The sequence below is a fragment of the Niastella sp. genome (assembly GCF_045805085.1).
Classification (GTDB): Bacteria; Bacteroidota; Bacteroidia; order Chitinophagales; family Chitinophagaceae; genus Niastella.
On record NZ_JBJMLX010000337.1, the window covers coordinates 19,750 to 32,652 of the forward strand.

7 protein-coding genes and 1 tRNA gene are annotated in these 12,903 nt (G+C 46.4%); 6 read left to right on the forward strand and 2 right to left on the reverse strand.

What is annotated here, in order from left to right; translation table 11 throughout:
* Positions 1-87: 87 nt before the first annotated feature.
* Together ACJ751_RS17700 and ung are read right to left on the reverse strand one after the other, a co-directional pair.
* Complete coding sequence (locus tag ACJ751_RS17700) at positions 88-831, reverse strand: lysophospholipid acyltransferase family protein (RefSeq protein WP_407746853.1); 744 nt, start codon at positions 829-831, stop codon at positions 88-90.
* A 134-nt stretch (positions 832-965) separates the two neighbouring features.
* The gene (gene ung, locus ACJ751_RS17705; protein ID WP_407746854.1) at positions 966-1,637 is read right to left on the reverse strand and encodes a uracil-DNA glycosylase; all 672 of its coding nucleotides are present in this window, start codon (positions 1,635-1,637) and stop codon (positions 966-968) included.
* A gap of 230 nt (positions 1,638-1,867) precedes the next feature.
* Here ung and ACJ751_RS17710 point away from each other — a divergent pair, with 230 nt between their 5' ends.
* The 6 genes from ACJ751_RS17710 (at position 1,868) to ACJ751_RS17735 (ending at position 12,777) form a co-directional block, all read left to right on the forward strand.
* The gene (locus ACJ751_RS17710; RefSeq protein ID WP_407746855.1) at positions 1,868-2,470 is read left to right on the forward strand and encodes an RNA polymerase sigma factor; all 603 of its coding nucleotides are present in this window, start codon (positions 1,868-1,870) and stop codon (positions 2,468-2,470) included.
* A 288-nt stretch (positions 2,471-2,758) separates the two neighbouring features.
* On the forward strand, positions 2,759-3,862 hold the full coding sequence (locus ACJ751_RS17715; protein WP_407746856.1) for a FecR family protein: 1,104 nt from the start codon (positions 2,759-2,761) through the stop codon (positions 3,860-3,862).
* A 202-nt stretch (positions 3,863-4,064) separates the two neighbouring features.
* Positions 4,065-7,559, forward strand: a complete 3,495-nt coding sequence (locus ACJ751_RS17720; protein ID WP_407746857.1) for a TonB-dependent receptor — start codon at positions 4,065-4,067, stop codon at positions 7,557-7,559.
* Positions 7,560-7,596: 37 nt separating this feature from the next.
* Positions 7,597-9,168 carry a RagB/SusD family nutrient uptake outer membrane protein gene (locus ACJ751_RS17725; RefSeq protein WP_407746858.1) on the forward strand — a complete coding sequence of 524 codons (1,572 nt, stop codon included), beginning with the start codon at positions 7,597-7,599 and terminating at the stop codon, positions 9,166-9,168.
* A gap of 16 nt (positions 9,169-9,184) precedes the next feature.
* Entirely contained in the window at positions 9,185-12,550 is a 3,366-nt protein-coding gene (locus ACJ751_RS17730; protein WP_407746859.1) for a VCBS repeat-containing protein, read from the forward strand.
* A gap of 150 nt (positions 12,551-12,700) precedes the next feature.
* Positions 12,701-12,777: transfer RNA gene (locus ACJ751_RS17735), tRNA-Arg, on the forward strand.
* Positions 12,778-12,903 lie beyond the last annotated feature (126 nt).

Below are 12,903 nucleotides of genomic sequence, written 5' to 3' on the forward strand. Positions count from 1 at the left end.
CAATCTAAAGACAGTTTTTTAATTTATTAGTTCTTGAGTTATTAAGTTAGTAACTCGTCAACTGATCAACTGGTTAACTGATCAACTCTACTTAGCATTCGCTATGTAATAATCCTTCATTATCCCATACACTTTCTCCTTCAACGCCTGCGTAGAATCGCCGGGTTGAACCGGAATGGGGGGCAGAAAATGCATTTCCATTTTGTGTGGGAGCAGAAAAAAAGACTTGCTGGCGGGTAATACTTTGCGGGTATTGAAGATCAGGCTGGGGATAATGGCCTTGCCACTGTCGATAGCCAGGCGAAAAGCCCCATCGTGAAAGCTTTTCAGCGGTTGATCGGAAAGGTTACGGGTGCCCTCGGGGTAAAGACACATATGCAAACCCATCTCGAGCACCTTTTTCATCTTCATATAACTTTCCTTACGGCTGGCTTCGCTTTTACGGTCAACCAAAACAGAGCCGGTGCGATACATCAGCCCAAAGATGGGAATTTTGGCCATTTCAATTTTGGCAATGGTTTTATTACCACCGGGGATGGCCGGGTAGGAGATAGGCACATCCATAAACGAATTGTGGTTGCATACCACTACATAAGTTTCACCAGGTACAAAATTCTTTCTGCCTCTTACAATAAGCGGGCAACCGATCAATGGCAGGTACATACCCATCCATATCCGGGCAATGGCTGCCCACCGGTTGGTTTTTTGAGGTTCATCAGCGAAATAGCTGAAAAACAAAAACGGCAGCAGTATCAGTAGCATGGTAATCACAAACATCAAAACTGCCCAGAGAGCACATATACGACCGGCTATTTCTTTAATAAGTTTCATCAATGTAAATACTTTCTTTAGTCTTTATAAGGTGTATTTCAATTGGCAATTGGCAATAAGCAATAGGCAAAAATACGCGGAGTGCCTGGATTATCGGCAACATTGCCTATTGTCAATTGTCTATTGCCTATTGATTAAAGCGCCCAATTAACAGGATCGATCCCATTTCTAACCAGGTATTCATTCGCCTTCGAAAAATGCTTGCAGCCAAAGAAACCATTATAGGCAGAAAGCGGAGATGGATGCGCTGCTTTTAATACCAGGTGTTTGGTTTCATCTATCAGTACCTGTTTCTCCTGCGCAAATTTCCCCCACAGCATAAACACCACATGTTCTTTTTGCTCAGAGATCTTTTTGATGACGTTATTGGTAAACTCGGCCCAGCCAATTTGCGAATGGCTCATGGGTTCGGCAGCGCGAACGGTTAGTGATGCATTCAGCAATAACACACCCTGTTCGGCCCATTTGGTCAGATTGCCGTGATTGGGAATGCCCACCCCGGTATCAGCATTCAATTCTTTAAAAATATTCACCAGGGAAGGTGGTGGCGGCACGCCATCAGCAACAGAAAAACACAAGCCATGCGCCTGTCCGGGCCCATGATACGGGTCCTGACCCAGGATCACCACTTTTACGTTATCGACAGGAGTAGTATTAAAAGCATTAAAGATCAATGAGCCCGGCGGGTAAATGGTTTTGCCGGCCATTCTTTCGGTCTTTAAAAACGTAACAATATTCTGAAAATAGGATTTGGCAAATTCGGGTTTTAAGGCTGATTTCCAGCTTTCCTCAATTTGTACGTCCATGGTTTGTTAGTAATATTTGCGATAAAAATAAGCAAAGCGAATTTATTCAATATATTAATTTGCCTGCTATGTAACTGCTGTGTTTTTCACGTGCTAATATTTTTTTGCAGTTAATTATCAAGGATGCTGTAATATTGTACGCATTGTAACCAAAACCTAAAACGCTGACCGCCGAACGAACTATGCTCAACGCTCTATATGCGTTAGGTGTTAACCTTTAGGCGTTCAGCATGAATGTTAACCTATCCAATCTGCTGAAGTTGAATAACGACACACAGTTGGAAGCCTTATGGCTACAACGATTGCAACAAAATGACGAGCAGGCTTTGGCCGCCATCATGAGAAAGTATTATACCGCCTTATACAATTACGGGGCCCGTTTTACCAATGACGAAGCCCTGGTAAAAGATTGTATACAGGAGGTATTTATCAGTTTATGGCAACGAAGGGAAAGCGCTCCTGAAATTTTATCTCCCCGGTATTACTTACTACGCGCCGTAAAGAACAAGGTGTTGAAATCCCTGCATCAACACGTTATCAGGATCAGTTCAATGGAAAGCGAATCTGCCTACGATTTTTTACAGGAGTTTTCTGTTGAGAAGCTGATCATCGACAAACAAATGTCTGAAGAGCAGGCCAACATTTTACGCAAAACAATGGCGCAGTTATCGAAGCGCCAGCATGAGTTGATCTACCTTAAATTCTATCAGCACCTCGATCATGCCCAGATAGCCGGGCTCATGAACCTCAGCCGCCAGTCGGTTTACAACCTGCTGCACGAAACCATTCAAAAGCTGCGTAGTCTGTGGCAAGCGGAAATCTTCAATCAATAGTTGACCAGTTAACCAGTTGACCAGTTGACCAGGAAAAGCAGGTTGATAAGGTTGATAAAGTTGATAATGGGCGAAGGATGAAATGTGAGGGAGTTGAAATAGTGAGGAGTATTACCTGGTCGCGAACCCTTTCACGTTTGCCGTTTCACGTTTGCCGATTCACGATTGCCGACTATTGCCGATCCACGATGATACTTTTCCTACAACTCCTGATATTTTTTTAACAAAAGCCATAATTACCCAGTAGGATTCAGGGATCCCGGGTACTTACAGATATAACCGAGCTGTATGAAGGATTTCCGGCTTTATGATATATCTGATTTTGTAATAGATGAGGACTTTATTCGCTGGGTACATGAACAGCGCGAAGAAGATAACCTGTTCTGGAATACCTGGTTGCAGCAACATCCCGACAAACACCTGGTAATTGCTACTGCCAGGCGTATTGTAGAATCTATACAATTTCAGCAAAGCAATATCAATGAAGCCCAGGTAGAGCAGGAGGTGAGCCGGTTAATGAATACCATTACTACCCAGCAAGTGAAGCAGGAACCCGAAAATGGAACGGTAGTGGCTTTTAAATGGTGGTATGCCGCTGCAGTATTGCTGTTGTTTGTAGCCGGTACCTGGTATTTTTATCTCAGGGATAACAGCGTACACCCATATGCGTACTCTGCCATGGTGGCCGCCAAACAACTGATCGAGCACATCAATACTTCCCAGAACCCCCTGGTGCTGAAACTGCCCGATGGAAGCCAGATAACGCTTGCCCCCAAAAGCCGCATCAGTTATGCCCAAACGTTTGGTTCTGCCGATACGGCCCGGAACGGCGTCACGCGCGACGTGTATCTGCTGGGCGAAGCTTTTTTTCAGGTGACCAAAAACCCGCACCGGCCCTTCAGGGTGTTTGCCAATGAAATTGTGACGAAAGTATTGGGCACTAGTTTTACCGTTCGTTCATTTGATAAAGACACCACTATACAGGTAACCGTAAGAACAGGAAAAGTGAGCGTGTATGCACAGGCAGCCACACCGGCTTCTTCCAAAATGAGTGAGATCATACTAACCCCTAATCAACAACTGGTATACGAAAGAACAGGCCAGAAATTCCAGAAGGTATTGCTCAACAACCCTGTCATGATCGTATCTCCGCCCGTAGAGCGATCAATGGTATACGACGATGCGCCGCTCGATAAAGTATTCGGCGACCTCAGTAGAATATATGGGATCAATATTGTGTTTGACAGCGATCTGTTAAAGAAATGCACGGTAACGGCAGATATTTCAAATGAACCGTTCTACCAGAAGTTAAGTTTGATATGTAGCGCTATAGACGCCCATTACGAATTGATAGACGGACAAGTCGTAATTGAATCATCCGGATGTAAGTAAGAGAGACCTTTTATATGATTTTAACATTGATAAACCCATTAATATGATCAAGTTACCACCCTGAGAAAGGGAAAAAAAGAACCCCGACATTGTTCGCACCAACGTCAGGGTTTTTGAAGATAATTTGTCCTGCTGGCTTCAACAGTAGCGGGACAAACATTGATTAAAACTGATTGCTTTAACCAACTAATAGTACAAAACTATGAAAAAAGTACTCGTTAACCAGTTAATCTACCGGTTTATGAGAATAGGATTGCTGCCATTACTCTTGATCACCGGCTTTGCCGGTATGATGTATGCCCGTCCGGTTCACGGACAGGAGGTTCTAAACCAGCGTATTAACCTGGTTGCAGACAATAAGGAAGTTAAAACGGTGCTGAATGAGATCAGCCGGCTGACTGATCTCAAATTCGTGTACAGTTCTCAACGCATTCCGGTACGGCAAAAAATATCGGTGGCCGCCCGTAACCAGCGGCTGGGCGATGTACTGGAACTGTGTTTGTCGCCTTTGAATATCCTGTATTTTGTTTCCGGCAACCAGATAGTGTTGACGCGGAAAGGCGAAGCCTTTAACCTGGCGATGTATATCACCGACGATCCCCGTAAATTTTTGTTGGACGAAGAAGCCCCGGCCAAAACCATTACTGGTAAAGTAACCGATGAAGGTGGAGCTCCCCTGAACGGCGTATCGGTATTGGTGCGCGGAACAAACAGAGGCACCAGCACCAATGAAAAAGGTGTGTTTGTGATTACGGCCGATGTGGGCGAAACACTGTCGTTCACCATGGTGGGCTATAAAGAAAGCGCCGTAAAGGTGGGCGATGAAACCAACATCACCGTTCGGTTACTGGCGGAAACCAGCAACATGAACGAAGTGATCATTGTAGGGTATGGTACCCAACGCAGAAGTTCATTGACCGGCGCTATCTCCTCGATCAATACAAAAGCCATCAATGAACTGCCGGTGGCCAGTGTTGAACAGGCGCTGCAGGGCCGGGTGGCCGGTTTAACGGTCACCAACAACGGCGAACCGGGCACATCACCCATTGTGCGCATCAGGGGGGTGAGCTCTATCAACTTTGCATCTGACCCCTTGTATGTGATCGATGGATTTCCTACCGGTAACCTCGTCAACTTCGACAGCCGCGATATTGAATCGGTGGAAGTGTTGAAAGATGCCAGTGCGGCCGCTATTTATGGCTCTAGAGCTACCAATGGCGTAATACTCATTACTACCAAAAAAGGCCGGCGCGATAATAAGATCAAAGTAACGCTCGATTCTTATATCGGCACCCAAAAGCCCTGGAATACGATCGATCTGCTGAATACAGATCAATACCTGAAATATGAACGCGCTTTGAATGGAGCTGCCGGTATTGGCCTGCCACCCCGGTTGCAGCCTGCCAATTTCAGTCAGCCCATTTATGCAGGCACCAGCCAAACGAATGCGCAAACAAATACTGACTGGCAGGATGCTTATTTTAAAAGCGGCGTGCTGATGCAGCACAATATTGGCGTAAGTGGCGGAAATGACGTAAGCCGTTTCTACAGCTCGGCCGGTTATTTTAAACAGGATGGTATTGGCAAGGGCGTATATTATGAAAGAGGTAATTACCGCGTCAATTCAGAGCACCGCATCAGCAAGGTTTTCACCTTTGGCGAGAACCTGTTCCTGTCGTATTCAAAACAGCGGTATGATAATACAACCGGTAACCGTACCAGGCTGGTGAATGTGATCCGCAGTTTGCCCTATTTACCGGTATACGATCCTACTACGCAGGGCGGATACAGAAATGCAGAGAACAGCGTTGACGGCGCCGACCCAACCAATCCGGTTGAAGATGCAGTGTTGCTGGGTAATGCAGTACGTAAAACTTTGAAAGTATTAGGTACCGCCTATGCAGATGTGAATTTTACCCCCTGGTTAAAGTTCCGTAGCACATTTGGCGTAGACCATGTGAACCTTTTCCAGCATCAGTTCAAACCCATGTATAATGACAAAGGCCGCAGTGAAAAGCTGGCGTCTGTTGATGACGTACGCACAACGCTCACCACGTTGTTGTTTACCCAGCAACTCACATTCGATAAAACATTCGGCAATCATCACCTCACCGCTACCGGCGTATATGAAACCCAAAGCACCCGCTCCTTTGGCGAGCAAATAACCGGTAATCAAAGCACCAACGATATTGAAACCATGTTTGGTGCAACAAACGTGTCTGCCTTCAGCACCAAGAGTGAAAACCTGCTGATCTCTTATGTAGCCAGGTTGAATTATGAATTTGGTGGAAAGTATATGCTGAGCGCTGCCATCCGTCGTGATGGATTATCAGTATGGGCGCCCGGTAAAAAGTTCGCCAACTTCCCTTCAGCCTCAGTAGGCTGGCGTGTTGACCAGGAAGATTTCATGCACAACATAAAAAGCATTTCAGAATTAAAAATAAGAGCAGGGTATGGCGTTACCGGTTTAAACGGCATTGGCATCTTTAGCAAACTGCCCAATTCGCAATTGCCTAATGATTATCCCTGGCAGGCAGTTGTTTCACAGAATGGTGCGTTATATCCCTTCAATAATACCCTGCCATCTGGGGGTAATGCATCGTTCTACAATGCCATTTCGAACCTTGACCTGGAATGGGAAAAAACAAAACAGTTGAACATTGGCGTTGACCTGGGATTGCTGAACAATCGCATCACTTTGTCGGCTGATTACTACCGCCGCAAAACCGATAACCTGATGTTGAATGTGCCCACACCGGGTTCATTCGGGTTCAATACACAGGGTGTATTGGCAAACGTAGGAAACATGGAGAACCATGGGTTCGATCTGCAAATGGGCTACAAACAAAACATGCATGCATTTAAATGGGATATTACCGGTAATATCAGCTTCATCAAAAACAAAGTGGTGAGCCTGAATACGCCAAATGCCAGCATCGATCAGGGAGGCGACCAGGATTTTGGCGGTGGTGCGGGCATTACCAGAACAAAGGCCGGTGAAGCTATTCAATCGTTTTACGGCTATATTGTTGACGGCATTTTCCAAAGCGATGCTGAAGTAGCAAGCAGTCCATACCAGACCGATAAAACAAAAGCCGGCGATCTTAAGTTCAAAGACATCAGCGGACCAGATGGTAAACCTGATGGCGTTATTACTGCCGATGACAGAACTTTCCTTGGTAACTATTTGCCCGACTTTACTTACTCGCTTAACTTTGGCGCCAATTACAAGAACTTCGACCTGTCGGTGTTTTTCCAGGGCGTGCAGGGTAACAAAATATTCAATGCTACCCGCATTATCAGCGAAGGGATGGCAAGGTTGTTTGGTTCCGGCACAGCAGTGCTCGATGCCTGGACACCAGATCATACCCACACCAATGTGCCCAGGGCCATTAGTGGCGATCCTAACCAGAATGTTCGTCCGTCTACCCGCTGGATAGAAGACGGTTCCTACCTGCGGTTAAAGAATATCATGATAGGCTATACGATCCCTGCCAGCTTTTTGCAAACGTTCACCAAACGCACTGTAAGCAGTTTCAGAATATACGTTGCGTCGCAAAACCTGTTGACCTTTACCAAATATAAAGGCTGGGATCCTGAAATCGGTTCCAAGATCACTACACTCACCAACGGTATCGATTATGGGCAGTATCCTGCCGCCCGTTCGTTCCAGTTTGGTGTGCAGGTAGGTTTTTAACCGGATGTTTTATTCATGAAAAAACAATTTGATCATTATGAAACCAAAATATATTCTCAGGTATAGCATCGGATTCGTTTTATTACTTGCTGTAACGATCGTTGCCTGTGAAAAACAACTCAACAAAACCAATCCCAGCTATCCCACGCTGGACACCTATTTCCGCAACAGTGATGAATTGCTGAAAGGTACCAATGCCATCTATTCAATTTTCCATGGCGGTTCACTGGTTGGCCGCGAATGGTTCTTTATACATGATCTGCGAGGTGATGATATGGCAGCGGGTGGGGGCCAGCTGGAAGTGCCCCGCGCACAGATCCTGAACGGTTCTACCACGCCCGACAACTCAGTGATGAATTCGGTTTGGAATGGCTTGTATACCGTTATGCATCGCTCCAATACCGTTTTAAAGTATGCGCCCAATGTAACAGATAACGATGCGTTGCGCGACCGCAACGTAGGCGAAGCCAAATTCTTCAGGGCCTGGTCATTGTTTGAGCTGGTATCTATGTGGGGGCCGGTACCCATGTACCTGGAACCAGTAACCGCATCGAACCAGTTTCAATCCCGCGCATCGGAAGCAAACATTTACGATCAGATAGTAAAAGACCTTACCGACGCAGCAGCGGCCTTGCCGCCTTCTTATGGAGATGAAGACCGCGGCCGGGTTACCAAAGGCGCTGCGTATGCCATGTTGGGCCGGGTGCAAATGCAAAAAGGCGATTATGCTGCCGCTAAAGTCGCCCTGACAGCGGTAAAAGCCCTGGGGTATACCATTAATATTCCCTATGGCGATAACTTCCTCGAAGAAACAGAATTCAATAAAGAGTCGATCTGGGAAGCAGTATACTTCGAGAACAAACCAAACCAGTTCAACTGGGCCGGGCAGGGGGATGATCCCAGTCAGCCACAGGGAACGGTGCGCAACCAGGAATATTCGCCTATCGCCTGGCGTAACCTGATCCCATCTAACCATTATTTGAATGAGTTTGAAAATACAGCCACCGGCGCTGCCAAAACCGATCCCCGTTTTGCCATGTCGGTATACCAATCGGGCGATACCTATAACAATGGCGCTTCGGTTCTTACAGATGACGATCAGAATGGTAATTCATCTGTAGTGAATGGGGTTACCAAAAAAATAAGCTGGCGCAAGTTCATGATCATTTATAAACACGGCAAGGGCGGTGACCGTGCAGGCGGTGGCAATAACCAACGCATCATCCGGTATGCAGAGGTGTTATTGATGCTGGCGGAATGTGAAAATGAATTAAACAATCCTGCCGCAGCAATAGATTACCTGAACCAGGTGCGTGACCGGCCAGGGGTGAACATGCCGCATTATCCTACAGCGCAATTCCCAACCGGCACAAAAGATCAAATTACAAAAGCCATCATGCATGAAAAGACAGTAGAGCTGGGCGGAGAAGAAATTCGTAATCGCGACATTTTGCGCTGGCGGAAAAGAGGCTATTATTCAGCAACAGCTGATCCAATACCTTACTTCAAAAAAGACCGTGATGAATTGCTGCCTATTGCCCAGCAGGAAATAGACAACAATCCGCAGTTGTCTACCAATGGCATCAATAAACAAAACGGAGGGTACTAAAAATATTTTCTAGCCAATGGGTTCATCAAAAAAGCAGATCGCTTTTAGGTTACCGGTATTATTGATATTTTTTTATTCGTTAGGTTGTAAAACAAAAGAACGCGATACTTTATTTACGTCATTGCCCTCAACAGCGACGGGAATACATTTTATAAACCAGGTAAACGAAACAGATTCGACCCATTCATTTATCAATGAGTTTGGATATATGGGTGGCGGCGTAGGTATCGGGGATTTTAACAACGATGGATTAAAAGATATCTATTTTACCGGTAACCAGGTGAGCTCAAAGCTGTACATCAATAAAGGCAATAACAGTTTTGAAGATATTACCGAAAAAGCAGGTTGCGGCACCAGCGGCTGGGCAACCGGCGTAAGCATAGTAGACATCAACAACGATGGCTATGATGATATTTATGTTTGTGTGTTTGGAAAGAATTTACTGGAACGCGCGGCCAACCTGTTATTCATCAATCAGCACGATCTTACATTTAAAGAATCTGCCGCCGAATACGGACTGGCAGATACCAGTTATTCAACCCAGGCGGTGTTTGTTGATTACGACAAAGACGGCGACCTGGATATGTACCTCGCTAATTATTTGCTCAGCAGCGCCAATGCCAACACTATTTACCCCCGCGATCAATCAGGAAGATCACTTGCCAATGACCGGTTATACCGTAACGATGGAGTAGCAGGCAATGTTGGTCACCCGGTGTTTACCGATGTTACGCTGGCTGCCAACATCAAAGACGATGGGTATGGATTAGGTGTAGTGGTAAGTGATTTCAACAACGATAACTGGCCGGATATTTATGTGGCCAATGATTTTTTATCGAATGATATATTATGGTTGAACAACCGCAATGGCACGTTCACCAATTGCATTGCCCGCAGTATGCAACACCAGAGTTATAGCAGCATGGGCGTGGATGCCGCCGATGTAAACAACGACGGCTTACCCGATGTAGTAACGCTTGATATGATGCCCGAAAACAACGAACGCCGCAAGCTTACCTGGTCGGTGATGAATTACGAACGCTATCAGGCCGAACGCTCATATGGCTATGAGCCGGAGTTTATGAGGAATATGATGCAGTTGAATAATGGTGCATTAGCGACTGGCGATACCGCAATCCCGTTTTTCAGTGAAGTTGGCCAGCTTGCAGGCATCTCCAGCACCGACTGGAGCTGGAGCGTGTTGATGGCCGATTTTGACAATGATGGCTGGAAGGACATGCACATCACCAATGGCATTGGCCGCGATTTTATAAACGCCGATTTTCTCGAATTCAGTTCAACCGTAATGGGCAGGGTGAGTGATATAAAAGCACAACGAAAGCTGATCAATGACAAGCTCGCTTCCTTGCACCATGTGGAACTGGGTAATTATTTATATCGCAACAACGGCAATTACACCTTCACCGATGTATCGCAACAGGCGGGGGTGAACGAAGCAGCTATGTCGAACGGCGCGGCCTGGGCCGATCTGGATAACGATGGCGATCTTGACCTTGTAGTGAATAATATCAATAAAGAAGCATTTGTGCTCATCAATGGCACCAATGCAAAAGGTAAATCTATAACGAATCATTTTATTGGCATTGAATTAAAAGGAAACGGTTCCAACCAACATGCCTTTGGCGCCAAAGTAAAAGTGTACACCGGCAACCAGGAGCAGGTACAGGAACAGAGTCCCGTACGGGGGTATTTTTCAACAGTAGATACAAAGCTGCTGTTTGGGGTGGGATCGAATACGCATATCGATTCTATTGTTACCATTTGGCCCGACAATACGTACCAGGTATTGCGGCAGGTGGCGGTGGATTCGTTATTGGAGATAACGCAACAGCCTGTTAGAAAAACGTGGGAGAGCAGCACGAATGATCTGCAGGCTGTTTTTTCAGACGTAACACGCACCACACAGATAAATTATCGCCATGTAGAAAGTAATTACAACGACTTTGCAGAGCAACGGTTGTTGCCACAAAAGTTTTCGCAGTTGGGTCCGTATATAACAACGGCCGATATCAATCACGATGGCCTCACCGACCTGTTCGCAGGTGGGGCCTTTAATTTCTCCGGACAGCTCTTTATTCAACAAAAGAACGGACAGTTTACGGCGCATGCCCTTACCGACAGTATAAAAATGGAAGAAGACCAGGATTGTGTTTTCTTCGATGCCGATGGCGATGGGGATCCCGATCTGCTGGTGACCAGTGGCAATGTGCAGATGGAAGAAAACTCGCCATACAACGCACCGCGTTTATACAGCAATGATGGAAAGGGACATTTTCAGTTACAACCCAAAGCCCTCCCGCCAGCTATTCGAATCATTGCAGGCTGTGTGCAAACCGGCGATTATGATGGCGATGGACAACCAGATCTGTTTATCGGCAGCCGGGTATCCAAACGCTACCCATTGCCCGGCCGCAGCTATATTTTGCATAACGACAAAGGCGTCTTTACCGATGTTACCGCCAAAGTTTGCCCCGCCCTGCAACAACCCGGTATGGTCACATCCGCCGTTTGGACAGACCTGAACAATGATCACCAGCCCGACCTGGTAATAGCAGGTGAGTGGATGCCGGTGCGGGTCTTTAAAAACGATCATGGACATTTACAGGAGATGAAAACCGGAATAGGAGGGGTGAGCGGCATGTGGCGCAGTTTGGCTGCAGCCGATCTGGATCAGGATGGCGATATTGACCTGGTAGCCGGGAACCTGGGAATGAATTGTGATTACCAGGTGAGCGATACCACACCAATGGAATTGTTTGCCGCCGACCTGGATGGCAACGGCAGCATCGATCCAATCCCTTTTTATTATATAAAAGACCACACAGGCGTAAAGCGATTGTACCCCGGCATTAACCGCCGGCAGTTTGCCGACCAGGTACCTGCCATCAAAAAACAGTTCCTGCACCATGCCCAATATGCGGAGGCCACTTTCAACGATATTTTTAAGGAGAAGGACAGTCTGCATCAGTACACCTGTACGGAAACGCGCAGTTGCTGGTTCGAAAACGTCGGAAACGGACAATTCCGCCGCCATTACCTGCCGCCCGAAGCCCAGTTTGCGCCTGTGAACGCCATTTTGTGTGACGATTTTGATGGCGATGGCATTACAGACCTGCTGCTGGCCGGCAATGAATACCAGTCAGAAGTGATGACTGGCCGGTACGATGCTTCTTATGGTTGTTTCCTAAAAGGTGTTGGCCATAAACAATTCCAGGCAATCCCGCCCGTTCGAAGCGGTTTCATTATCCGTGGCGATGTAAAAGATATGGCCCTGATAACCACTGCCCGGGGCCAAAAAATGGTGCTGGTAGCCATAAATAATGATTACCTGAAGGTTATGGCCGTGAATCCCATGAAATAGTTTGCCCCGGACAAGGAAATTTACCGGTAAAAAGCTATTTTTGCGTCCCCGATGAAAGTTGGGTAGGGAACTTACGATCAAATTAGCTCAATTGAGTAGAGCATCCCGACTAAAGTCGGGAAGGTCATTGGTTCAAAAAGAAAGAAATATGGACCGGTAGCTCAGTTGGATAGAGCAGCTGCCTTCTAAGCAGCAGGTCATTGGTTCGAATCCAATCCGGTTCACCACATTGGAATGCCCTCCATTTTTGGAGGGCATTTTATTTTTGTCGCCGTCAAAACTCGCAACGGTTCTACATATTAGCGGAATGGCTGCATGGGTGCGAGTGGTTTGAATTGCATTTTCTTTAAAAA

Bases quoted from the DNA above. Each gene is read 5' to 3' on its own strand.
- ACJ751_RS17700 (WP_407746853.1), bottom strand. From the start codon at position 831: ATGAAACTTATTAAAGAAATAGCCGGTCGTATATGTGCTCTCTGGGCA.
- ung (WP_407746854.1), bottom strand. From the start codon at position 1,637: ATGGACGTACAAATTGAGGAAAGCTGGAAATCAGCCTTAAAACCCGAA.
- ACJ751_RS17710 (WP_407746855.1), top strand. From the start codon at position 1,868: ATGAATGTTAACCTATCCAATCTGCTGAAGTTGAATAACGACACACAG.
- ACJ751_RS17715 (WP_407746856.1), top strand. From the start codon at position 2,759: ATGAAGGATTTCCGGCTTTATGATATATCTGATTTTGTAATAGATGAG.
- ACJ751_RS17720 (WP_407746857.1), top strand. From the start codon at position 4,065: ATGAAAAAAGTACTCGTTAACCAGTTAATCTACCGGTTTATGAGAATA.
- ACJ751_RS17725 (WP_407746858.1), top strand. From the start codon at position 7,597: ATGAAACCAAAATATATTCTCAGGTATAGCATCGGATTCGTTTTATTA.
- ACJ751_RS17730 (WP_407746859.1), top strand. From the start codon at position 9,185: ATGGGTTCATCAAAAAAGCAGATCGCTTTTAGGTTACCGGTATTATTG.